The organism is Chryseobacterium sp. BIGb0232, assembly GCF_024810195.1.
Taxonomy (GTDB): Bacteria; Bacteroidota; Bacteroidia; order Flavobacteriales; family Weeksellaceae; genus Chryseobacterium; species Chryseobacterium pennae.
In genome coordinates, this window is record NZ_JANUEH010000017.1 from 38,865 (window position 1) to 64,128 (window position 25,264).

Consider the following 25,264-nt stretch of genomic DNA (forward strand, 5'->3'; position numbering starts at 1 on the left):
ATGTAAGCTCCGCTATACTTCTGTATGACGGAGTTTTTTTTAACGTAGCGCTCGCAAAGGGCCAGATTGAAAGTAGGAATTCTAGCTGAACGAAAGTGCCCTGCGATCGTAAAATAAGAGGTAATAAAGGTTCTCTTAGCGATCATAGTGTTAAAATCTTTAAAAATTAAGCAGATATTCTAATGTAGTCTAGCATTTAAATCTGATGGTTTTGATAAATCAAATGAACAAAATAAATTGATACTTTCCATCATATCGTCTTGCATAATTCATAAGTGTTTTTAGAACAAAAATTAACGTGTTAAAATCGTTAAACGCGTTTCTCTTTTTAAAACTTTTCCCGAAATTTGAACTAAAATTTAAAATTATGTCACAATCGCTTACAAGCAGAACACCGAAACCTAAATACGACGTTGTACTGATAGGGGGCGGAATCATGAGCGCCACTTTAGCAACGCTGCTTCATGAATTTGATCCAAAACTTGAAATTGCCATCTTCGAAAGACTGGGAAGGTTTGCCAAAGAAAGTACAGCAGCTTGGAACAACGCCGGAACAGGGCATTCCGCATTTTGTGAGCTAAATTATACACCGGAAAATCCGGATGGTAGTATTGATATCAAGAAAGCAGAAAGTATCGCGGAGCAGTTTGAAATTTCAAAACAGTTCTGGGCATATTTATTAACGAAAGGATATATTCAGGAACCAAAGGAGTTTATCAATTCCTGTCCCCATATGAGTTTGGTATTTGGTGAAAAAGATGCTGAATACCTTAAGAAACGTCATGATAAAATGTCAGAATCAGTTCTTTTCTCCGGAATGGAATTTTCTACAGATCACGATAAACTAAGAGAGTGGATTCCATTGGTAATGAGCAAAAGAAATAAGTCTGAAGTAATGGCAGCTACCAAAATGGATATGGGAACAGACGTTAACTTCGGAACATTAACCAGAAAAATGGGGAGACACCTGTTGGAAGATTCTAATGTAGAAGTATTTTTATATCATGAGGTGAAGGATATTGATCCAAGAGAAGACGGAAAGTGGGAAATGAAAGTGAAAGACAGAATCCATAACCACAAACAGGAGGTAACTGCTGATTTTGTATTTATTGGTGCCGGAGGATATGCTCTACCTCTATTAGACAGTTCAGATATTAAAGAAAGTGAAGGGTACGGAGGCTTCCCGGTTTCAGGACAGTGGCTGGTAACACATAACCAGGAATTGGTAGAGAAACACCAGGCTAAAGTCTATACACAGGCAACCGTAGATGCTCCACCGATGTCAGTTCCACACCTTGACCTTAGAATCATTGATGGCCAGAAAGCTCTTCTTTTCGGACCTTTCGCTGGGTTCTCAACAAAATTCCTGAAAGAAGGGAGTTACCTTGATTTGCCAGAAAGTGTGAATACCAAAAACTTGAAATCTTTATTCGGAGCCTGGTGGCATAATCTTCCTCTGACTAAATACCTTATTCAGCAGGTAGCGATGACCAAATCTCAGAGAATGCAGCATTTAAGAGAATTTATCAAGGATGCTAAAGAAGAGGATTGGGAACTGAAAGTAGCCGGACAAAGAGTTCAGATCATTAAAAAAGACGATAAATTAGGAGGTAAACTGGAATTCGGAACTGAAGTGGTAGTGAATAAAAAAGGAACAATTGCTTCTTTATTGGGAGCTTCACCAGGCGCATCCACAGCAGTATACGCCATGTTGAATGTTCTTGAAAAATGTTTCCCTGAGAAACTTCAGGGAGAGTGGAAAGACAAGTTACTGGAAATGGTTCCGTCATACGGACAAAAACTGGCTGAACACCCTGAACTTACTGAAAAGGTAAGGGGATATACCAAGGAGAAGCTGGAATTAGAATACTAAATATTAATAATGAGCAATGAATAATAAGCGATACCAACAGCATTATTCATTGCTCATCATTTATTACTTATAGAAAGGTGGAAGAAATAGTTATAAAGCCGGTTATTGCAAAAGAACTCCTTGAATCTCTTCAGACAAAAATAGAAGAAGAGAAACAGGTCATTGTGCATTGTTGCTTTCCTGCATCCCCATTTTTAGGGAATTTAATCAGAATCTGGCATTCAACGTATCTTTTTGATAACCAGTCTGAGCATAGAAGCAAGATGATTCATGCGGAGAATATTTCAATTTCTCCTTATTGGACGGCTGTTCCCTTTATGCAGGATTTCTGGTTTACGTTAATATTTTCAGGGCTTCCAAAAGATTGTAAAAGTTTCGATCTTAAAGAAGTTATTCCTGAAGAAGGTGGTTTCTTTGTAGAATCTATTAAAAGAAATTCTTCAGATGTTTATCGTGTAAAAATATCAGAATCTTATTAACATGAAGGTTAGAGAAGAAAAGCTGGAACAAATCATTCATTGGGCAGAAAACAATCCAGATATCCGGGCTGTTCTTTTGACGAGTTCACTGGTCAATCCATATGCTCCTGTAGATGATTTCAGTGATCTTGATGTGGAACTGGTTTTTCAAAACAGAAAAGCATACGAAGATCATAATGAATGGATCAGTCTTTTTGGAGAACCCATTTCCATGATAGAGGAAGATGATACAGTCTTTGATGGAAAACATGCTATGAAGATGGTTTTATACAAAGACCATGTGAAAGTTGATTTTAAACTTTACCAGCCCTCAGAATTTTCTGAAGAAATAAAGAAAGAGAAACTTCCTGATGACTGGGATGTGGGATATAAAGTTTTGATTGATAAAGATGATCTTACAAAGGATCTGAAGGTTCCAACCCACCAATCTATTATGATTCATTACCCCACGGAAAAGAAATTTAAGCAGCTGCTGAATGATTTCTGGTGGGATACCACTTATGTGGCGAAATGCCTTAAACGCGGTGATGTTTTCTATGCTAAATTCATGTCTGAAGATATCTTGAGAACCGATTATCTGGTTCCTTTAATCGAATGGTATATTGCAAGTTCTCATGACTGGAAAAATATAACCACCAACAAACACGGAAGGCTCTTCAAAAAATATCTTTCTGCAGAAGAGTGGAGTAGAATAGAAGCTACTTTTTCAGGAAGTGATCTTGAAGAAAACTGGATGGCTCTTTTTGCTTTTGCTGACCTTGTTCATGAACTGGGAACTGTTTTGGCCAAAAAACTGAATTTTGAATATCCTTTTCAGCATGAAGCTGACATCCGAAATTATCTGAAAGAAGTAAAAGCATTGCCTTCTTAAGAAAATTCATTCTGCCTGATCAGATTTTCAATACAATATTCGGCAATAGCTGTAATGGTTACGAATGGATTAACCCCAATTGTCCCGGGAATTAGCGAACCGTCAAGTACATACAGGTTTTCATGATCCTTTAGCTTACCAAACTCATTGGTGGCTTCACCCAATACACATCCGCCCAACGGATGATAACAAATATCTGCTCCAAAACCATTGTTGAACAGAAAGTGGCTTCGGGTACCTCCATTCGCATTATTCATTTTCCGGATAAAATACCGGGCATTTTCTTTCATGTTGGCTGTATGGCTTTCATCCCAGTTTAGTATAAGTTTCTGATTGATTCTATCATATCCTACTTCTCCTTTTTTATCTACCCTGTTGATCAGTAAATATAAGGCTGTGGCAACATCCATTCCCATTGGTAAAGGCGCTATTTCGGTGAAAAAAGGATGTTCTTTATCATCCCAGTTATCAATTCCGCCCACAGGAATTGTTGATTGTTTTGAACCGGTTCCACCTGATAATGGTTTTACCCAGTTTCTTCCTGTCATAAAATTCCCGTTGTTCCCCCAGTTCTTTCCGATTTTTTCGTGAACAGGAAGATTATTAACTGTATTTGAACGTAATAAAAGTTGTAAAGTTCCCATTGTTCCCGCTGAAAGGATAAGTTTCTTACAATTGAAAATTTTATCAGCAATCACTTTCCCTGAGGTATCAATTTGCTGAACATTTAATGTATAACTTTTATCATCATTGAGTTTAATATGATCTACACAATGCAGATCCAGAATTTCAAGATTTCCGGTTTCTAAAGCCTTTTTCAGATAGGTTTTATCCAAACTGTTTTTACCATGGTTATTTCCATAGATCACTTCTGTATTGAGAGCAGAGCGGGGAACTTCATTCCGGAATTCCTTTTCCATATATTTAAAATCATAAACATTGGGAACTCTCATAGTTTTAAAACCTGCTTTATGAGCCTCTTCTTCACCCACTCTTGTAAATTTGTAATAAGGACAATCATTTAGAAACTTTTCATCAATAATATTTACTTTGAGCTCTTCCTGTACGAGAGGGAAGTAATGACTGTAAAACTTTTCAGCATCAAGATTAGGGAAAACTTCTTTGAAGTAGCTTTCCTTGGGAGTTACTGCCATTCCTCCGTTAACCAATGAGCCACCACCAACGCCTCTTCCCAACCAGATATTAATTGTATCAAACTCCATACGGTCCAGTGTTCCGGTGAAAGGCGTTAAGGAAAAGATATTCATAAAAGGAGCAATTGTTTTTTTTCTTAGCCATGCTGAACTTTGTCCGGGTTTTAAGAGATTGGAAAAGGGAATTCCTGATTTTTCCCAGTTAAGACCCATTTCCAGCAGGACAACTTTTTTTCCAGCTTCACACAAACGTAAGGCAGAAACTGCACCACCATAGCCGCTTCCAATGATAATAATTGGAGCATCTATGGTTTGTTTTATGGTATTTGTTCTCCGTTCAGCAGCCTGAAAAAGGTCTGATTGTAGAAAATAAAAACCTGAAATGGCAAGTATACCCGTTTTGATGAATTTCTTTCTGTCCATGGCCTTTGCTGCTCAAAAAGTATGCTAGATCTAAGACAAGGAATTTTATTTAAAACAGATTATACTTTTTTAGTACAGTTTTAACTTTTGAAACGCAGGAAAATTCTTAGTTTTACTCATAATTTTAGATTTCATGAAAAAATATATATTGATCTTTTTCTTTTTACCCTTATTAGCCTTTTCACAAAAAATGGTTTCCAGAGAGGTTATGGAAGTTAAAAGATTTCAACAAGATCTTGATAAAGAATACCTGGATCCAAAAGAAACTCCTTTACGAGGGGATAATTTTAAAAATTTTAAAGGGCATCCATTTTTTCCTTTTGATCCGAAATATCGGGTAACAGCGAAGTTTGTCAGAACTAAAGATGCACAACCTTTTGAACTGCCAACATCTTCAGGCAAAACAAAGTCTTACAAAGAATATGGAAAAGCTACCTTTGAGCTGGACGGCAAACCTTATACATTAACGCTGTACCAAAGTCTTGATCTTATTAAACAAGATAAATACAAAGATTACCTTTTTCTACCGTTCCGGGATGCTACCAATGAAAAAGAAACCTATGGTGGCGGAAAATATATGGATCTGAAAACCCCGAAAGGAAATACCATTATTTTAGACTTCAACCAGTCTTACCATCCATTCTGTGCGTATAATGCTTACGATTATAACTGTCCCATTGTTCCTGAAGAAAATAAACTTCCTGTGGAAATACGTGCTGGGGTAATGTATGAAGATATTTACCATCACTAAAATCTGCCTCTTATGATAAGGTTGGCGTTTTTTAAGCCCGAGAAACATCTTTCAGAGGTGAGTTATGATTTAGATGAACATCAGATGCGCTTTACGGCAACTGCAAATCAGGCACTGCAAAATATTAAGAAGAGGGATGATCATGATGCATTTCCCATTACAATCCTAAAAGATGATGTTCCTGTAGGTTTCTTTGTCCTTGATTTCGGAAAGGATAAATTTGAATTGACTGATAATGCAAACGCTGTTTTGGTAAGGTCTTTATCCGTAGATCCTAAAATGCAAGGCAAAGGCATAGGGAAGATAGCCATGATGCAATTAGATGATTTTGTAAAGGTGAATTTCGAAGATTGTCATGAAATTGTTTTAGCAGTTAACCAGAAAAATGATCTTGCTTATCATATTTATCTTAAAGCGGGATATATTTTTGACGGAAAAACCAGGATCGGAAGAAGCGGGCCTCAATATCTGATGTATAAGAAACTTTAATAAAATTTTAAAATCATAATTTTTTTACTGCTGATTTGTTTCCATAACTTTGAGTAACATCAATTTACAACTATGGAAATATCACTTCGCAATCAGGTAGCAGTGGTTACAGGAGCATCCAGCGGGATTGGTTCCGGCATTGCAAAATCATTGGCTTCAGCAGGAGCAGTTGTGATTGTCAATCATTCTTCACCAAGATCTCAGGATGAAGCAAAATCAGTATTAAAAGAAATTACAGATGCCGGTGGAAAAGGGATTACTTATCAATGTGATGTATCACAGGAAGATCAGGTGGTTCGTATGTTTCAGGAGGTTGTTTCAGAATTTGGAACTGTAGATATCCTTATAAACAATGCCGGTATTCAGAAAGATGCTAAGTTTACTGAAATGACTTTAGACCAATGGAATGCGGTAATAGGCGTTAATCTCACCGGTCAGTTTCTTTGTGCAAGAGAAGCGATCAAGGAATTTCTCCGACGGGGAATAGATCCGTCCCGTTCTATAGCCTGTGGAAAGATCATTCATATCAGTTCTGTGCATGAAATCATTCCCTGGGCAGGGCATGCTAATTATGCTTCCAGTAAAGGGGCGGTCAGAATGCTGATGCAGACATTAGCTCAGGAATATGGTGCTGATAAGATTCGTGTCAATTCTATTTGTCCGGGAGCCATTCAGACACCGATCAATAAAGAGGTATGGAGTACACCGGAGGCACTCAATTCACTTCTTACCCTTATTCCTTATAACAGAATCGGACAACCTCAGGATATAGGAAACCTGGCTGTATTTCTTGCCAGCGATCTTGCAGACTATATTACAGGCACCAGTATTTTCGTCGATGGTGGAATGACAACATTTGAGAGTTTCTCTACAGGCGGATAGGATTTCTTTGTTTAAAATTTAAAGTCTGGTAACCGTTGTTACCAATTTGTGAATACGTTGTAAAATCCATTACTCATTACTCATAATTAACGCTTATGTCAGAAAAAGAAAGAGTTTCAGATATTTCATGGAAAAAATGGGGACCCTACGTCAGTAACCGTGAATGGGGACTTGTTCGTGAAGATTACAGTGAAAATGGTGATGCCTGGAACTATATCAGCCATGATACGGCAGAAGCCAAAACTTACCGATGGGGTGAAGAAGGGATCTGTGGAATATGTGATGATCTTCAGAAACTTGTATTCTCTGTTGGATTCTGGAATAAAAAAGATAAAATGGTAAAGGAACGGTTCTTTGGGCTTACCAATGGACAGGGTAACCATGGTGAGGATGTAAAGGAATATTTCTATTATCTGGATTCTACGCCTACGCATTCTTATATGAAGATGCTGTATAAATATCCTCAAAATGCTTTTCCTTATGATGATTTGATAAAAACGAATGCGGAAAGAAATAAGGATGAACCTGAATATGAATTAATCGATACCGGAATTCTGGAGCATAATGAATACTTTGATATTTTTATTGAATATGCTAAGGAAGGCCAGGAAGATATTCTTATTAGGTTAACGATTGTCAATAAAGCAGAAAAAGATGCAGCTCTTGTTATTTTGCCAACAGTTTGGTTCAGAAACACCTGGAAATGGGGATATGATGACTATAAACCTCAATTGTCTGCTGAGGAAGCTAATCATATCAGGATAAATCATCAGGATCTTGAAATAAAGAATTTGTACGCAAAACAATCTTCAAAAACATTGTTCTGTAATAATGAGACCAATAATCAAAGGCTGTATCAGTCTTCCAATGAGTCCAGGTATTGTAAGGATGGAATTAATGATTTTATACTGACCGGAAATTCTCAGGCAATTAATCCTAAAAATACAGGAACAAAAGCGTCCTTTTTTATAGACGAATATTTTAGACCTAAAGAAACAAAAATCTACGAGTTCCGGATCTCAGATAAAGATTTAAAAGATCCGTTCAGTGATTTCAATTCTGTTTTTAAAACAAGACATAAGGAAGCAGATGAGTTTTATACTGAAGTCCAGAAAGGAATCCAGTCAGAGGATGAAAAACTGGTGCAGAGACAGGCATTTGCCGGTATGCTCTGGAACAAAATGTTTTACCATTACAATGTTGAAAAGTGGCTGAAAGGTGATCCTGCAGAGATCCCTCCTTCCAAATCGCGTGAAAGAATCAGGAATTATGACTGGAAACATCTCAATAATGAGCATATTATTTCCATGCCCGATAAATGGGAATATCCTTGGTATGCAACCTGGGATCTGGCTTTTCATACCATCAGTTTTTCATTAATTGATCCTGATTTTGCCAAACATCAGCTGAAACTTTTCTTATTTGAATGGTATATGCATCCGAACGGACAACTTCCGGCCTATGAGTGGAACTTTAGTGATGTGAATCCTCCGGTACATGCATGGGCAGTTTTCAGGGTATTTAAAATTGATGAATATTTAAGAGACAAGCCTGATCTTGAATTTTTGGAAAGTGCTTTTCAAAAACTGCTGATGAATTTTACCTGGTGGGTAAATAAAAAGGACATTAATGGTAACAATATTTTTGAAGGCGGCTTTTTAGGGCTTGATAATATTGGGGTCTTTGATAGAAATTCTACTTTGCCCAATGGAGAACAGCTGGAACAGTCGGACGGTACAAGCTGGATGGCCATGTTTGCATTGAATATGATGCGGATCGCTTTGGAGCTTGCTCAATACAATAATGTATATGAAGAAATGGCAATGAAGTTTTTTGAACATTTTCTGGCCATTGCCAATTCACTGGATAATATGGGAGAAGAAAATTTTAGCCTTTGGGATGAAGAAGATGAGTTTTTTTATGATGCTATTGCTTCCAGTGACGGAACTCATATGTATTTACGACTGAGAACCATTGTAGGATTAATTCCGATGTTCGCTGTTGAGGTAATAGACGATGAAATGATTGAAAATTTACCCAATTTTAAGAAAAGAATGAAATGGGTATTGGATAATAAGCCGGAATTGGCAGCATTGGTTTCAAGATGGGAAGTAAAAGGACAGGATTCCAAGCACCTTTTGTCTTTACTTCGAGGGCATCGGTTAAAAAGATTACTGGCCAGAATGTTGAATCCTGATGAATTTCTGAGTGATTATGGAGTAAGAGCCCTTTCTAAAGAATATGAAAAAAATCCTTATACACTGAATCTCAATGAAACGGATTACTGTGTAAAATATACTCCTGCAGAAAGTGACAGTGGATTATTTGGAGGAAATAGTAATTGGCGGGGTCCGGTTTGGTTTCCTATCAATTTTTTAATTATAGACAGCCTCCAGCGGTTTTTCTTCTACTACAGCCCTGATTTTTTAATTGAATATCCTACCGGAAGCGGAAAATATTCTAATCTGGATCAGATTGCAGACTCCTTAAATAAACGGTTGGCAAAGATATTCTTAAAGGATGAACACGGAAAACGCGCTGTACACGGACAGTATGAAAGATTTCAAACCGATCCCGATTTTAAAGATTATATTTTATTCTATGAATATTTCCATGGAGATAACGGACGTGGAGTAGGAGCTTCCCACCAAACAGGCTGGACAGGGCTTATCGCAAAAATCCTGCAGCCAAGATTTACTAAAAAAGAAATCGCCGAATCTGAAACGGAAATGCCGGAAAATGCTGAAGGTATAAAAGGTAAAGAAAATTAAGAAATGCCGGGAGTTGGAAGAGGGAGGCTGAGTATTCCTTTAGTGACCTTTCTACTTTTCCAGCTATTCAAATATCTGCTGTATTACTTCTAGTGATGCAGGCGTTTGAAAATCTGTAATATGATAATGATAATATACCAAAAGACTGTCCAGAAAATCTTTTCTTAGGGAAGAATGTACTTTTACACTATAAAGGTTTTCAGCACAGAGAATACTTTTCCAGATCCTTGAAATTTCTTCACTGAATACCTGATGCGCGGGAACTGTAGAAAATGTTCCGGTTTCCGGATCTAGAAAATTTCCCTCACCTATTAAAGGAGCAACTCCCTGTACTTTTAGGATGGCAAGCAGAAACAGCAAATGACACTGATAGTTTTGTTGTTCCAGCTCAGCAATAAACCTTTCAATATTGAAGAAAATAGTAAGGTTTTTATTTTCGAGCTTCAGAATCTGGTTCAAAAAATCTGAAATAAAGAATATGACAGTACTGGCTTTGATATCAGCATAAGTATCATTGCTTTTTACCAGCTCAAATTTTGAGATCGTAGGTATTCCATTCCCTCTTACAGGGCTAATGGAGAAATTAAGTTTATTCAAGGGTTGCAGGAAGGCTTTCTTTTTATTTTTCCGGGAATAAATTCCTTTTAGAAAATAAGACTGAAAGCCATCCTCTTCTGTAAAACAATGCAGAACAGCATCGTTTTCCCCGTATTTGATGAATGAAAGTAAAAAACCGCTTTGTGTATTCATTAATTGACTACGCCTATTTTGGCTGTCGCTTTATCAGAACCATCTTCGTTGGTCATTAATACAAAATAAATTCCTGAAGCTACTCTGCTTCCTTTCTGGTTGTTAAGATCCCATTCATAGTAACCTCCTCTTGCGACCGCAGAATGTACAACATTTCCTGCTGCATCTGTGATTCTTATATTGGTTTTTTCTGCTAATCCTTTAATGGTAACCTTCCCTTTGAAATTAGAATACACAACAGGGTTAGGATAAACCAATACATCTCCGAAATTGGATGTTACATCAGTAACATCACTCTGATAAGTTACAATACCGTTATAAGTTACAAAATATACTTTACCTGTCTTTTTATCTGCTTTTATATCAGTAACACTATTCGTAGGAAGAGGTGAATTTTCCATTGTAAAATGCTTTATGGTCCTTTGACCATCTGAAGAAAGATAGTATACACCACCACCTTCAACAGAAACCCATTTGTAATCTCCACCATCTACTTCCACCTGAAGAATACTGGAATCTCTGAAAAGTTCTTCACCAAGGCCATTTTGTTCTATAATGATCGGATTAACCTTAGGTTCCAGACCCGTTATTTCTTTAGCTGCATTAGATAAAACTCTTAAACCACTATCTGTCCCAATCCATGCATCTCCCGCTTTATCAAAAGCTACAGATACTGTTCCTCCTGAATTAGGAGGAAGTCCATTGGATTCTTTTAAAATATAATCATTGTCATCAGAAAGGTTAACAGCATCTTTATAATCATATATCCAGAAAGAATTAGCTCTTGGTAAAGGAATCCATAACAGGTTCTCATAAGCTACAGGTTTTTGTATTGCGGGGCTTTTAAAAGCGAAAACTTTAAGAACGAAGTCATCGGCAGCTTTATCATACATAGCTACAGCTGGCCCTCCATCGTTAAAAGCAAAGGTTGCAAAAATGTTGTTTTTTGTATCTGTGGCAAGTCCTACAGTTCGTCGGCTATAGTCTGTAGCCTGCACACTATAGCGTTTTACAAAATCAAAGTCTTTATTAGCTGTATTATATTTCAGTTTATAAATTCCCTGATTCTTCATAGTATAATTTGTAAAGAGCACCTCACTATGATCAAGAGGATTTAATATGACATCTAATAAATCAATTTCTCCCGGAAAGGTATTAAAATAGGAAGGGTAGATCCATTCTGTACCATTAAAATAATAAAAACCTGGCCTTTTAGGATTTTCTACAGGATAATTATATCTTCCGGCTCTTGCCCCGCTGGAAACCAGAATCTGGTTATTTTCATACAGGCTTATTTTATAGGCAAAATTAAAATGTGGGCCGGATGGTTTATATGAATTATTGCTTTCATCCTTTATCCCGGACAGTACAGTTCCGGCAAATACTCTTCCACCTGCTACAACAGAGGTATTACACTGTTCTCCAAAATCTACAGCATTCGAATAAGTTCCGTTAAGTCCAAAAGTATATACTCTACTGTCTGTTACTACAACATTATTGTCTGTTACCACAACATCCTGAATGTTTCCTAGATTGATCGGAAGCTGTATTGGCGCTCCATTATTATAAACAAATGCAGCCGTGGCAGAAGAAAATGCTAATTCGGATTCGGAATCAATATGTTTGAATGCTCCCGGAATTTCGGTGACCCACGTAGAGTACGCAGGGAACGTATTGTTTATTTCGTGACTCTTCAGACCTGAATTTGTTACACAGTATACTTTGTTTCCAAATATAGTAGCTTCGTTACTGGCTTCAAACACTCCAGCACTTAGGAAAAATGCAGATTCTGCAAATTCTTTCTTTTTAAGATTAAATATAGATACTCCATAACCTACTGAAATTGCAGCTCTGTCTCCCGAAATAGAAATATGGTTAATTTTTTTATTTCCATTATAGCCAGCAGCGATAGGGATATCAACAATATATTTTACTTCATTAGGCGTAACCACATCCAGCGCTCCATTTTCATAACCTATAACCGCTGTTTTACTTTTAGGATCATAATCAAAAGCTGTTATCCCTATATTATGAAGACCATTTGCTTTAGATAACTTCGTAATTTCTCCTGTTGATATCGTATAATAGAATATTCCGTTTTCTGTGGCAGCTACAATTTTTCCATTGTCTTCCTTCATGGCTAAGACATTATTATAGGAAAAGAGATCTGCCCATTTTTTTGATGAAATGATCTGAGCTTTTGTAAACTGCAGGGAGGCTAAAATACCAAGAGAAATTAGAGAGAGTTTTTTCATGTTATGCTATTATACTGCTATCTATTGCCTGGTTATTCCAGGAAATATGCTTTATGTTTTTGTTTGTATCAAAATAAAAATCTATTCTACCTAAAAGAAGTCCTGCCCATCCTACCTGGTTGACAAGAATATTTTTGCCCTGTCTGTTGGTAAATGTTTGAGGTTCCGGTAAGAATGTATGGGTATGGCCACCCAGAATGATGTCAATATTTTCTGTATTGGCAGCCAGAATTTTATCACTTATCTTATTAGGCTCATCCTTGTAATCATATCCGATGTGCGAAAGACAAATAACAAGATCACATTTCTGGTCTTTTTTCAAAAATTCTGAATAATGCTGTGCTACTTCAATTGGGTTAGAATAAACCGTTTCGGCATATTGCTTTTTACCTACCAGACCATCCAGCTGGATTCCTACCCCAAAGATCCCGACTTTGATTCCATTTTTGTCGAAAATCTTATAGGGAGAAGTTTTTCCGTCAAGAATGGTATTTTTAAAATCATAATTAGAACAGATAAATGGAAATTTTGCATTCGGAAGAACTTTTAAAAATCCGTCCAGCCCATTATCAAAATCATGATTTCCCATAGTAGAAGCGTCATACTTCATCATGGACATTAATTTGAATTCCAGCTCCCCGCCAAAAAAATTAAAATAAGGGGTTCCCTGGAAAATATCTCCTGAATCAAGAAGTAATACGTTACTTTCCTGATTTCTGATTTGTTGAATTAAATGAGCTCTTCTTGCGAAACCACCCTGATTGGGGTTTTTTGTATAGCTTGTATCGAATGGCTCTATTCTGCTGTGCTGGTCGTTAGTGTGAAGGATGGTCAGTTTATTTGCGGACTTTAAGTTAAGAATGTTTAATTCTTCCGCCATCATCATATTGGGAGCTAAAGCTACTGCCAAAGATCCACCACCTATTGCTTTTAAAAAACTTTTTCTATCCATTACTTTTTACCAATAAAATTTAAACGAACATCTGTAGGAGAAACGATTTCAGGATTTTTCCTGAAGTAATCAATATACAAGTCCCTAAGTTTAATGCCTGTAGGAATAGATTCCCCTTTTGCAAAGAAACTCATATTATCGCCTCCCAGAGCAAGATAGTCTGAAGTCGCAATATAGTAGTCTTTATTGGGATCCACTTGTTTTCCGTTAATTAAAGATTGAGTTAACTGTCCGTTTTTGGTTTCAATATATAAGTGAGAGACTGGATTGTTGACCTGCGTTTTTGCATAATATTGAAAAAGTCCCGGCAAATCAGCTCCTTTCATCTTTACAATGATCAGTTCATTTTCGAAAGGCATTACTTCAAAAAGATTTTTGAGCATGATGTCACCTTTTCCAATAGTAGTACGAATACCTCCGATATTGATCAAAGCAGCATCTACATTTTGTTTAAGATGAGTCTTCGTCCATTCATCACCGCCCTCAAGAGTATAGTCTGCTAAAAGATTCCCCAGATTGCTGTTATCCCCCTGTTTGGTAAGATCTGCATTGGTGTGGGAGATCTTTTGGTTCATCTCTTTATCCAATTTAAGCTTATAGGGTTCAATAAACTTTACAAACTCCTCATCATTTTTTAGCTCATTATTAATAGAAATATTTTTCTGAGTCTTTACATTCACAAGCTGCGGCACAGAAGCCGTTTTGCATGCTGTGAGAGAGACCAGAACAATTCCTAATAACAAGAATTTATTTTTCATATGCTGCAAATTATTTTTATAAGGTCATATGTAATCGCCGGCTCTTTCTGAGTTTTTTGTAAACAATTTCGGGTATGGCAATTTCATACTATCTTTTAGTATATGCAAATATAACTATATGTATAATAAAACATTATTATTTATTGCAAATTCTTACGGTAAATGATTAAATTTGACAAAAATAATTCGAACAGATGAGCATTTTAAAAGGAGTAGGTGTTGCATTGATAACACCCTTTAATGAAGATTTATCCGTTGACTTCGACAGTTTAGCAAAACTTGTTGAATATAACATTGAGAACGGAACCAATTATTTGGTAGTATTGGGAACTACGGCAGAAGCCGCAACGCTTTCTGACGAAGAGAAGAAACAGGTAATTGAGCATATCATTAAGGTGAATAATAAACGTCTCCCTTTGGTTTTAGGAATAGGCGGTAATAATACTCTTGAGGTCAAGAAACAGATCGAGGAAGCAGATCTTTCTGCATTTGAGGCAGTACTGTCAGTATCTCCATATTACAATAAACCGAATCAGGAAGGTATTTATCAACATTATAAAGCCTTAGCTTCCACAGGGAAAAATATTATCATTTATAACGTTCCTTCCAGAACAGGGCAGAATGTAGAGGCTGATACTACGGTCCGTCTTGCAAGTGAATTCCCGAACCTATTCATGATTAAGGAAGCTGCACCCAATATCCTACAGTATTTTGATATCCTGAGAAAGAAACCGGAAGGCTTTTCATTAGTTTCCGGGGATGATGAATTTACTGTTCCGGTAACATTGGCAGGTGGAAACGGAGTGATATCAGTAATCGGGCAGGGGTATCCGAAAGAATTTTCAACCATGGTACAATTCGCTCTTGAAGGTAAAGTGAAAGAAGCGTATGAGATCCACAATAAATTAGTTGAAATTACACGTCTCATTTTTGCAGAAGGAAATCCTTGCGGTATTAAAGTGGTATTAGCAGAGAAGGGAATTATCAAAAACTATCTTAGACTTCCTTTAGTTGCTGCATCAGAAGGGCTTTATGCTAAGATTAAGGCTGAAATGACCAAAATCTAATGAATGGAAATGATAAGAGTTGATATTGATTTTTTAAATTTTCAATTACTTACAAACATATCCATTTACGATAAATAAATATAACAAAGTGAAAAGTTCCGACTTTTCACTTTTTTTAATCATAATGTATATAAAATATGAAATTAATAAAAGCTACAGGAGAAGATATCCCACTGATTCAGGATCTTGCTAGAAGATCATGGGTAATTGCATATGCAGAGATACTTTCAGAAGAACAAATGGAGTATATGCTTTCTGAAATGTATTCGGAACAGGAAATTGCAAGCCATTTAGAAAAACCTGATTATCACTATTATCTTATTGCAGATGAACATAATGATTCTTACGAAGGATTTATCGGGTATGAACACAATTATGAAGATAGGACCACCAAACTGCACCGCATTTATCTGGTTCCGGAAAGTAAAGGAAAAGGATTTGGGAAAGGTGCCCTTCGGTTTTTAAATGAAAAAGTTTCTGAAAATGGAAACAAAAGAATTATCCTCAATGTCAATAAAAATAATGCTGCCAGAAAATTCTACGAATCCCAGGGCTATACGGTATATGATGAGGGTGTTTTTGATATTGGAAACGGGTTTGTAATGGATGATTATTTAATGGAATTTCTAATTCACGAATAATTGACTTAAAATTTTGTAACTTTACCTTGTAATTCTATAACAGGTGATTTCTTTTTTTAGATCATCTTTGTTTCAGAACCAAATCACTTATAACAATACATTCATATGCTTGGTTTTGAGCTGACATAGCTTTTTATCAGTATATTTTTTTCATCCTTAGTGTTTAAATTCCTGTATTTTCGGATACAGGAGTTTTTTTGTATATATATTATGTTAAAAAAAAGTCTTCTATTTCACATTTACTTGAAATAAATTATTATATTTACTAAAAATATAGGCTTACTTATACCAGGATGAAAATGTACGTTAAATTTGATTTCAATGCTCTTTGTAAAAAGGTATTGGAAGAAAAACTGAAGGAGCACGGGCTTAAATACCGGTTGCTGAACTTCGGTGAGGTGGAGTTCTATGAACCTTTTACTCAGGAACAACATAATCTTTTCAAGAAAAATCTTGGTGATTATGGTATTGAGATCATAGAAAGCCAGAAAACGGCTTTGGTACAGAAAATAAAAGATGCCATTGTGGAACTTGTCTTTTCTGAAGAAATTATTCCCGTGAAAGCATCCATTTATATTTCTGAAAAACTGAATCACAGCTATGGATATCTTTCCAATCTATTTTCAGAAGTTGCTTATACTTCCATCGAGAACTTTATTATTCTCCAGAAAATAGAGCATGCAAAAGCTCTGATTATAAGAAATAAACAAAGCCTTACCGAAATTGCCCATAAGCTGAACTATTCCAGTGTGGCCCATTTAAGTACTCAGTTTAAAAATACGACAGGAATTACACCCTCACAGTTTCAAAAGATCATTGGCAAAAGAAGAAGAGCCCAAAGCATGGTAATAAACCCTAAAATGCAGTATGAATAAAGAATTTCTGAACGTAATTGTAGCAGATAACGATGAAAACACCTTAATTTTTTTTAAAAATATATTTAAAGAGCTGAAGATCTCTATAAAAGTTCAATGTTTCAGTAATGGAAAAGCTCTGATGGAATATCTGAATAATGATGATGCTGTAGTTCCCGAAATTGTTTTTATTAAGTACTCTATTCCTGAAAAAAGCAGTGTAGAATGTATTGATGAAGTGAAATCCAATCCAAAGTTCAGTAATATGGTGACGGCCATTTATGATGATGAAATCACTGAAGATGAAATTGAAGAAGCCTTCGTAAAAGGCAACAATATCTGTATGAAGAAACCTTCAGATTTTGGAACTTTAAAAAAGGTCGTTACAGAAGTTATTGCTATAAACTGGCAATATCATACTTCGGGATTGAATAAAGAAAATTTTATTCTTAAAGTATGATAAACAGACTGTTTTTGTTTTTCATTTAAGAGAAACAAAAGATATTTAATGTATAATATTCACTATGAAGTGAAAATTTTATAACTAATAATTAAAATAATATAAGAAAGAAGAACAGTAATATCCGGACATTTGTAAATGTAAACTTAGTGACACAAATTTAATTATATACATGAAGATACAGATGAATGAATGGGAATTGTTTCTGCATAATAATATATAAATAACGATGTTAACAAAATGGATTATGTTCATTTCCAATTTTAAAGCATAGAAGATCTTTAAACAAAACGGTACAATCATGAAAACTTGAAATAGTTGGAGATATTTTTTATTCGTTTCATTCCCTCATCTCCACCTAGACACAGTTAGTTTTTATAATAAGCAAGTTGGAAAAATAATTCATTTTGTTATTTTATAATTTATTTTAATAGTGAAGGTTTATCTTCAAGTAATATATAGATATTTTCACACCACATCACAAAATATTAAATCTAGCTATTAAAATAAATTTTTTAAACAGATCAAAAGTAATTTCTTCTAAATAACAGTTTTATAAGGGGACCGCAGGAAATTTTTTCTGCGGTTTTTTTTATGAAATTTTACTCCATTTATTTTTCCCTTTATAGTACTTTATGTAGTAATTTTTAATCATCAGATTATCTTGTCTTGCCAGCATCGGATCAGCTTCAAGAATTCTATCAACGGTATTTTTTGTTGTTTTAATAATGGCAGAATCATTAATGAGATCCAGTCTTTTAAAATCAACCACACCACTTTGCTGGGTTCCCAGAATATCACCGGGACCACGAAGCTGCATATCCACTTCAGAAATTTTGAAACCGTCATTAGTTTCTGTCATCGTTTTGATACGGGTTCTGCTTTCTTTAGATAATTTATCAGAAGTCATCAGGATACAGTAGCTCTGTTCAGCACCTCTTCCTACACGTCCTCTGAGCTGATGAAGCTGTGAAAGTCCAAATCTTTCAGAACTTTCAATGACCATTACAGAAGCATTGGGAACATTTACCCCTACCTCAATAACGGTAGTGGCAACCATGATTTCTGCCTTTCCTGAAGCAAAATAAGCCATAGCAGCATCTTTTTCATCCGGCTTCATTTTTCCGTGCAGCATGGTAACATTGTAGTCGGAGAAAAAATCCATGACATGTTCCAATCCTTCCATCAGATTTTTATAATCTAATGTTTCGGACTCTTCAATCAACGGATACACAAAATAAACCTGTCTTCCTTTCTTGATTTCATCTTTACAGAAATTATATACATACAATCTGTCTTTTTCACGTCTGTGAGCTGTAATGATCGGTTTTCTTCCTACAGGCATTTCATCAATTACAGAAACATCCAGATCAGAATAAAAACTCATTGCTAATGTTCTTGGAATTGGTGTAGCCGTCATCACCAGAATATGAGGCGGAATCTTATTTTTTGCCCAAAGTTTTGCCCGTTGTGCTACCCCGAATCGATGCTGTTCATCAATAATAGCCAACCCAAGGTTTTTAAATTTAACCTTATCTTCTAACACAGCATGCGTTCCCACAAGAATAGAAAGCGTACCGTTTTCAAGCTCTTCGTGAATAATTCGTCTTTCCTTTGCTTTGGTAGAGCCAGTCAGTAACCGGACATTAATTCCTGTTTTTTCAAGTAAATCTTTTATTCCGTTATAATGTTGCTGGGCAAGAATTTCAGTAGGAGCCATCATGCAGCTTTGAAAACCATTATCCATCGCAATAAGCATCGTTAGTAAAGCTACCATGGTTTTCCCTGAGCCTACATCACCCTGTAAAAGCCTGTTCATCTGAATCGGCTTTTTCATATCCATCCTGACCTCCTTTAAAACTCTTTTTTGAGCACCGGTAAGTTCGAACGGAAGATAATTTTCATAGAAATCATTGAAATAGTCTCCTATAATAGGAAAAGGGTTGCCGTGTGACTGGGTTTTATGATGAAGTTTTTTTAAACCGTATCCCAACTGAAAAAAGAATGATTCTTCAAATTTCAGTCTGAAATCTGCTTGGTCAAAATGTTCTAAATCCTTTGGGAAATGTACATTCAGAAAAGCATGTTGTCTGGACATGAATTTGAATGTTTTCATCAGATATTCAGGAAAGTTTTCTTCAATAAGATTCGGAATTTCCCTGCAGATATTTCTTAGAGCATTCTGAAAGAACCTTTGATTGAGTCCTCTTTTGGTCAGTTTTTCAGAACTTGGATAAATAGGCTTAAGCCTGACTTCTCCTTCCTTTTTTTCCTCAACCTCAATCTCAGGATGTGGCATGGAAAATTGACGGTTGAAAACATTAATTTTTCCGAAAATATAAACTTCGCGGTTAATAGGAAGCTGTTCCTTCAGCCATTTGGAATACTGAAACCATACAAGATCCATACTTCCCGTATCATCATTGAATTTAGCGGTCAGTCTTTTAGTTTTTCCGGTCTGAATCTCCTGAACCTGGGTAATTCTTCCTTTAAACTGGATTTCCTGGCTGGTTTCCTCATGGAGTTGGGAAACCTTGTAGAGTTTACTCTTATCCAGATAGCGGATAGGGTAGAAGTTCAGCATGTCTTCTACAGTGGATAACCCCAACACGCTTTTAATGAGTTTGGCTCTTTCCGGACCTATTCCTTTTACATATTCTATGGATGTTTCTAAAGTCATTTCTTAATCTGAGGCCCGAATTTCGGGAATCGAATATTGTATGAAAAACAAAGGCTCGAATTTCGGGAAAATAAAAAAGACTTCCAAAAAAAATTGAAAGTCTTAAGTTGTATAAGAAGATAATTCAAAGTTTGAGATCTGAATTACGTACTAATCTTTTATTTTAGATTTGAACTTTTTTTGGTAATCTTCCCACTGCTCTCTGGTACGGATCTTTTTAAAGAGGTCCTTTGAGATCAGTTCCAGGTAAGGTTCCAGTTCCTTGGCAGATAATTCTCCCTGAAGAATTGTAATAGGATCACCGTGTTCATCCAGAAATACAGTACTTGGAACAGCACCTACATTCATATATTGAGTAAATTCATGTAGAGAGTTTCGTCCTTTTTTCTGTTCTGTATTAGGATTGGAAAATGTTCTTCCAAAAATTTCAATACTCTTTTTTTCTTCTGCATTAAATTTTACAGGATAAAAATTCTCATTTAAAATCTGAGCAAGTACTGGATGTCCGTAAGTCTTTTTATCCATGATTTTACATGGCCCGCACCAGTCTGCATAAAAATCAATAAGAATCTTTTTAGGATTTACTTTCTGTGCTTTCAGAGCCTCATCAATAGTCATCCATTTAGTTTGTGCAAAACTAAAATTTAATAATAATAAGAGAACTATGCTTAAAATTTTCTTCATAATTTGGCATTTACGTAAAAATAAGCATAATTACTTATTTTCTATTTTACATCCTGCATTAATTTTTTCACGAGTGAAGATAGCAATATTAATACCACTCCGGCAACTAATGCATAAATACCCAGTGTTTTATATCCATCTGTATAAGCCAGTAGTTTACTCATATTAGTATTTCCTGTATTGGATTCGGATAAACTTGCTCCAATTTTTCCAGCAGCAAACTGTCCGAATGCACTTGCTAAGAACCATAACCCCATCATCATTCCAAACATTTTTTTAGGAGATAATTTGGTAATGATAGACATCCCGATCGGACCTAAACACAATTCTCCGAAAGTGATAACAAGCCATGTAAAAGTAAATAAGTTAAGTGAAGATTTTCCATCTGCACCTGCAAAATATCTCAGACTATAAAATAAGAAGAATCCTGCAGCTAAAAATAAAAATCCAATTCCAAATTTATTAACAGTATTCGGTTCTAATTTCTTTTTATTCAAACCTACCCAAGCTAAGCCTATAAGTGGGCTGAAAATAATGATAAAGAAAGAATTGGCACTGTTATTAATGACATTAGGATCCATTCCAAAGCCCAGTAGACTGTGTACAAGGTTGTCTTTTGCAAATAAAGATAAAGACCCTCCACTTTGTTCATAAATAGAATTGAAAACAAAATACATGAATATAAACACAAATGCAGCAATCAGTTTCTTTTGGTAAGCTGAAGTCTGTTTTAAAGTTTCCATGATGAAGTAACCTACAGCTGCAATACCAATAAGATACATGAAATAATCTGTAAAGCTTGTATTTTTAACCATGATGAAGATAAGTGGCATGCTTAATAATGCTCCAATATATACCAATACCTCACGTAATGTCCTCTTTGATTTAGGAATGAACTGCAATGGTGAATCACCAATTGGGCCTAATGTTTTTCTGGTAGCAAAAAATGTAATAAGACCTAAGAGCATTACTACAGCAGCTGCCAGGAAGCACCAAGACCAGGAATGATATTTTCCAAGATAAACACATAGAGCTCCACCTAGAAGACCTCCAATATTGATTCCGGCATAGAAAAGGCCGTATCCGGCATCTCTTCTTGGGTCATCCTCTTTATAAAGTTCTCCAACCATAGATGAGATGTTAGGTTTAAAAAATCCGGTACCTATAATAGAACAGGTAATCCCGAAATAAAAGAAGTCATGGGGAGAAAAGGCTATAATAAGATTTCCAATGGACATAATGATTCCTCCAAAAACCAAAGATTTTTTGAAACCTAATATTTTGTCCGCAAAAATACCTCCGATAAAAGTAAATGCATAAATAAAAGCCTGTATGGCTCCATATTGTAAATTAGCTTTGTCTTCCAGTAATCCTAACTGATCTACCATGAAAATGGTAAGAACTCCTCGCATACCATAAAAGCAGAAACGTTCCCACATTTCTACGGTGAATAAGGTCCAAAGCTGCTTTGGATATTTTCCTTTAAAATTTTGTATTTCTTCTAGAGTTAAGCTCATAACGATATATGATTAATTTTTAATTAAGGGTTTTTATTTTCCTGATCCAGTTCAAAACGGATTCTGTCCTGGTCGATGATTTGTTTTAATTCTTCTTCTTTTGGGAGGTACAGCAGATATTTGCTTGCAAATAAATTATTTTTATCATTAAGTACCGAATATTTTACAATGGTTTCATCCTTTTCAGAACAAAGTAAAATACCGATTGTTGGATTGTCTCCTTCACCTCGTTTCAGATCATCATACATTCTTACATACATATCAATCTGCCCGATGTCCTGATGAGAAAGTTCCCCTGTTTTAAGGTCGATAATGACAAAACATTTTAAGATATAATTGTAGAAAACAAGATCAATATAAAAGTCTGAAGTATCCGTGGAAATATGTTGTTGTCTTGCTACAAAAGCGAATCCTTTTCCAAATTCCAGTAAGAATTTCTGAATATGATCTATGATGGCGGTTTCAATTTCTTTTTCTGAAAACTGTTCATCGGCTTTTAAACCCAGAAACTCAAAAATATAGGGATCTTTTAAAACACTGTGGATGCTTTCAGTTGGAGATTTTTTATGCTCTAGAACTCTTTCGTAGGCCAGGGAACTGATTTGTCTTTTTAAGTCCCTTACATTCCAGTTATTTTGTGCTGCTTCATTAAGATAATATTGTCTCTTATTCTTATCATCCTGGCTTGAGAGCAGTCGGTAATGAGACCAGCTCAATTGTTGAGACAGTGTGTCAACAATTGGAAAAGCAATGTAAAACTTACGCATATTAGAAAGGTTTGTGTAATCAAAGCCTTTTCCAAACTCTAAAGTAAGCTTCTGAGAAAGATTTTTTAGAGTATATTTTCCATATTCTGCCCGTTCTTTCCCCTGTTGTTCATCTTCAACTATTAGTTTTCCGATCTGCCAATACGTAAGCAGTAGTGTAGAATTCGCTATTCGAAAAACCTTTTCGCGCGACTGTCTAATGATATCCTTTACGGATAGGAATAAAGAATCTTCGGAAATTTCCATCATACGAAAATAAAAAAAACCTCCGACTTAGCAGAGGTTTTATTCATATTTTGTTAATGCAGTTAGTTTACACCGTGCATCATTTTCTTTAAGATAGGTGAAAGTAAGCCTAAGATTACAGAAGCAATACCACAAAGTACAACGAATACCATGAAGAATTCAAATAAGTTATGAATCTCAAATCCTACAAAAGTAGGGTTGTGTAATGGTAGCTGAGCCTTTTCAAATGCTGCAACCTGATCTGTAGTAAGAGTTACTTTTTTATCTAAAACATCCTGTAAGTTTACCCCAATTTCCTGAGCTTTCTTAAACTTATCACCTGTTGCAGGAATAAGCGCTCCTAATGAACCTGCCAAAGCATATCCGGCAGCATTGGAAATAAAGAAAACACCATATAATAAAGAAGCAAATCTTTTTGGAGCTAATTTACCCACCAAAGAAAGTCCGATTGGAGATAAACAAAGTTCACCACAAGTTTGAATGAAGTATAAAAGCATTAACCATTTGATGGCTAATAGACCTGAATTTCCTAAATCTTTAACGTTATGTGCGATGATAAAATAAGAAAGAGCAATTAAAGCTAATCCCATTGCTTGTTTGAATGGAGATACCGGCTCTTTCCCTTTTGCTCTCAGTTTATCCCAACATAAACTGAAAGGAACTGCTAACAGAACTACGAAAATACCATTAAAAATCTGAACCATTGAAGGAGGCATATTCCAGCCAAAAATATTTCTGTCTGTCTGGTTATCCGCAATAAACGTTAATGAAGACCCTGCCTGTTCAAAAGCAGCCCAGAAAAAGATAATGAAGAATGAAACAATATAAATTACCCAGATTCTCTGTCTTTCAATTTTATTTTCAGCAGAAGACATGATAAGAAATGCTAAGGAAATACCAGCAGCATAGATAAATGGATATATGATTCCTTTAATCATTTGCCCCATTTCCACTGAGTTAAATCCGAATTCTCCTACCAATAAATATCTGAATATAAAGAATAGAACAACAAATATAGCTACAGTTGCTCCTAAGAATCCCCCTGAGAATTTTGCTGTCTGAGATTCTCCTTCTTCAAAATCTGCAGTTGAATTGTTCTTCGGTAATCCTCCGATAGGTCTTCCCTCAGGCGTTACTACATATTTATTTTTAAGAATAAAGAATGTTACAGTTCCGATTACCATTGCAATTGAAGCTGCTAAGAATCCCCATTTGAAAGCAAAAATATCTCTTACTCCAGTGGTAGCATCTTTCACATCTCCTACGTAAGGACAGATAAACTGACCTAAGAAGGCTCCGATATTGATCCCCATATAGAAAATGGTGAAAGCAGAATCCAGTTTGGATTTTTCCTGTTTCGGATAAAGGCTTCCCACCATTGATGAAATGTTCGGTTTGAAAAAACCATTACCAAAAATGATAACAAATAAAGCCAGCCACATAATAAGCTTAGCACTTCCAATATCTGTAGAGAACGTTGATGCACTGATGAATAATAGAAACTGACCAATGGCCATAAGTGATCCCCCTACGATAATTGCAAATCTGTTTCCAATGTATTTATCTGCAATAAATCCTCCCAAAAGCGGAGTTAAATAACATAAAGCTAAAAATCCACCATAGATAATGGCTGCATCTGCTTCTTTTATCAATAAGGAATTTACCATAAAGAGCGTCAAAAGTGCTCTCATTCCATAAAAGTTGAAACGCTCCCACATTTCCGTTCCGAATAGAACCCATAATCCTTTTGGATGTCTGGAATTCTTATTCTCTACCAATTCATCCGGTTTCGGACTTATTGCTTCAATATTATCCATTTTTATTCTATTGTTAATTTTTGTTAAGACTGACAAATATAGTTTATTTTGGGTTTTTGGCAAGGTTTTAATTTTATTTTTAAATAAAAAAGCTGCAGACTCAGTCCGCAGCTTTCTATTCTT

General features: G+C 35.7%; 21 protein-coding genes. 11 read left to right on the top strand and 10 right to left on the bottom strand.

All coding sequences use genetic code 11. The features are described from left to right. Positions 1-367 precede the first annotated feature (367 nt). From mqo to M2372_RS24720, 3 genes are all read left to right on the top strand, one after another. Entirely contained in the window at positions 368-1,873 is a 1,506-nt protein-coding gene (mqo, locus tag M2372_RS24710; RefSeq protein ID WP_123321744.1) for a malate dehydrogenase (quinone), read from the top strand. A 77-nt stretch (positions 1,874-1,950) separates the two neighbouring features. Continuing rightward, positions 1,951-2,352 (top strand): hypothetical protein, encoded by a 402-nt coding sequence (locus M2372_RS24715; RefSeq protein WP_123321743.1) that lies wholly within the window; start codon positions 1,951-1,953, stop codon positions 2,350-2,352. Position 2,353: 1 nt separating this feature from the next. Then, positions 2,354-3,223: an AadS family aminoglycoside 6-adenylyltransferase gene (locus tag M2372_RS24720; RefSeq protein WP_123321742.1), complete on the top strand. Its 870-nt coding sequence runs from the start codon at positions 2,354-2,356 to the stop codon at positions 3,221-3,223. Here M2372_RS24720 and M2372_RS24725 read toward each other — a convergent pair. After that, entirely contained in the window at positions 3,220-4,800 is a 1,581-nt protein-coding gene (locus M2372_RS24725; RefSeq protein ID WP_123321741.1) for a GMC family oxidoreductase N-terminal domain-containing protein, read from the bottom strand. The two genes, M2372_RS24720 and M2372_RS24725, sit on opposite strands and share 4 nt — an antisense overlap. Before the next feature lie 133 nt (positions 4,801-4,933). On the opposite strand from M2372_RS24725, the gene M2372_RS24730 reads away from it, so the two are divergent. From M2372_RS24730 to M2372_RS24745, 4 genes are all read left to right on the top strand, one after another. Next, positions 4,934-5,551, top strand: coding sequence for a DUF1684 domain-containing protein (locus M2372_RS24730; protein WP_123321740.1), 618 nt, complete (start codon positions 4,934-4,936; stop codon positions 5,549-5,551). A 12-nt stretch (positions 5,552-5,563) separates the two neighbouring features. Further along, positions 5,564-6,040 (top strand): N-acetyltransferase, encoded by a 477-nt coding sequence (locus M2372_RS24735; protein ID WP_123321739.1) that lies wholly within the window; start codon positions 5,564-5,566, stop codon positions 6,038-6,040. Between the two features lie 72 nt (positions 6,041-6,112). Beyond that, a complete protein-coding gene (locus M2372_RS24740; RefSeq protein WP_123321738.1) occupies positions 6,113-6,922 on the top strand; it encodes a glucose 1-dehydrogenase in 810 nt (269 codons plus the stop codon). Between the two features lie 95 nt (positions 6,923-7,017). Then, on the top strand, positions 7,018-9,693 hold the full coding sequence (locus M2372_RS24745; protein ID WP_123321737.1) for an MGH1-like glycoside hydrolase domain-containing protein: 2,676 nt from the start codon (positions 7,018-7,020) through the stop codon (positions 9,691-9,693). A 63-nt stretch (positions 9,694-9,756) separates the two neighbouring features. Here M2372_RS24745 and recO read toward each other — a convergent pair whose 3' ends face one another. From recO to M2372_RS24765, 4 genes are read right to left on the bottom strand one after another with little or no spacing between them, the layout of a single operon-like run. Next, complete coding sequence (gene recO / locus M2372_RS24750) at positions 9,757-10,443, bottom strand: DNA repair protein RecO (RefSeq protein ID WP_123321736.1); 687 nt, start codon at positions 10,441-10,443, stop codon at positions 9,757-9,759. Continuing rightward, a complete protein-coding gene (locus tag M2372_RS24755) occupies positions 10,443-12,698 on the bottom strand; it encodes a T9SS type A sorting domain-containing protein (protein ID WP_185018998.1) in 2,256 nt (751 codons plus the stop codon). Before M2372_RS24755 ends, recO begins: the two co-directional genes overlap by 1 nt. A gap of 1 nt (position 12,699) precedes the next feature. Beyond that, positions 12,700-13,650 (bottom strand): bifunctional UDP-sugar hydrolase/5'-nucleotidase, encoded by a 951-nt coding sequence (locus tag M2372_RS24760; RefSeq protein WP_123321735.1) that lies wholly within the window; start codon positions 13,648-13,650, stop codon positions 12,700-12,702. Then, the gene (locus M2372_RS24765) at positions 13,650-14,408 is read right to left on the bottom strand and encodes a 5'-nucleotidase C-terminal domain-containing protein (RefSeq protein ID WP_115971921.1); all 759 of its coding nucleotides are present in this window, start codon (positions 14,406-14,408) and stop codon (positions 13,650-13,652) included. Before M2372_RS24765 ends, M2372_RS24760 begins: the two co-directional genes overlap by 1 nt. A 194-nt stretch (positions 14,409-14,602) precedes the next feature. Here M2372_RS24765 and dapA point away from each other — a divergent pair, with 194 nt between their 5' ends. The 4 genes from dapA (at position 14,603) to M2372_RS24785 (ending at position 17,430) form a co-directional block, all read left to right on the top strand. Beyond that, positions 14,603-15,475, top strand: coding sequence for a 4-hydroxy-tetrahydrodipicolinate synthase (gene dapA / locus M2372_RS24770; protein ID WP_115971920.1), 873 nt, complete (start codon positions 14,603-14,605; stop codon positions 15,473-15,475). A 137-nt stretch (positions 15,476-15,612) separates the two neighbouring features. Next, positions 15,613-16,116, top strand: coding sequence for a GNAT family N-acetyltransferase (locus M2372_RS24775; protein ID WP_115971919.1), 504 nt, complete (start codon positions 15,613-15,615; stop codon positions 16,114-16,116). 293 nt (positions 16,117-16,409) lie between these two features. Next, a complete protein-coding gene (locus tag M2372_RS24780; RefSeq protein WP_123321734.1) occupies positions 16,410-16,991 on the top strand; it encodes an AraC family transcriptional regulator in 582 nt (193 codons plus the stop codon). Continuing rightward, positions 16,984-17,430 (top strand): response regulator, encoded by a 447-nt coding sequence (locus M2372_RS24785; RefSeq protein ID WP_123321733.1) that lies wholly within the window; start codon positions 16,984-16,986, stop codon positions 17,428-17,430. The genes M2372_RS24780 and M2372_RS24785 overlap by 8 nt, the downstream gene beginning before the upstream one ends. A 592-nt stretch (positions 17,431-18,022) precedes the next feature. Here the strand turns inward: M2372_RS24785 and recG are convergent. The 5 genes from recG to M2372_RS24810 form a co-directional block, all read right to left on the bottom strand. Next, positions 18,023-20,110, bottom strand: a complete 2,088-nt coding sequence (recG, locus tag M2372_RS24790; RefSeq protein WP_115971916.1) for an ATP-dependent DNA helicase RecG — start codon at positions 20,108-20,110, stop codon at positions 18,023-18,025. Between the two features lie 150 nt (positions 20,111-20,260). Continuing rightward, positions 20,261-20,794 (bottom strand): thioredoxin fold domain-containing protein, encoded by a 534-nt coding sequence (locus tag M2372_RS24795; RefSeq protein ID WP_123321732.1) that lies wholly within the window; start codon positions 20,792-20,794, stop codon positions 20,261-20,263. A 41-nt stretch (positions 20,795-20,835) separates the two neighbouring features. After that, positions 20,836-22,311 carry a peptide MFS transporter gene (locus tag M2372_RS24800; RefSeq protein ID WP_115971914.1) on the bottom strand — a complete coding sequence of 492 codons (1,476 nt, stop codon included), beginning with the start codon at positions 22,309-22,311 and terminating at the stop codon, positions 20,836-20,838. Positions 22,312-22,334: 23 nt separating this feature from the next. Next, positions 22,335-23,327, bottom strand: a complete 993-nt coding sequence (locus tag M2372_RS24805; protein ID WP_123321731.1) for a YhcG family protein — start codon at positions 23,325-23,327, stop codon at positions 22,335-22,337. Positions 23,328-23,386: 59 nt separating this feature from the next. Continuing rightward, a complete protein-coding gene (locus M2372_RS24810; RefSeq protein WP_115971912.1) occupies positions 23,387-25,141 on the bottom strand; it encodes a peptide MFS transporter in 1,755 nt (584 codons plus the stop codon). Positions 25,142-25,264 lie beyond the last annotated feature (123 nt).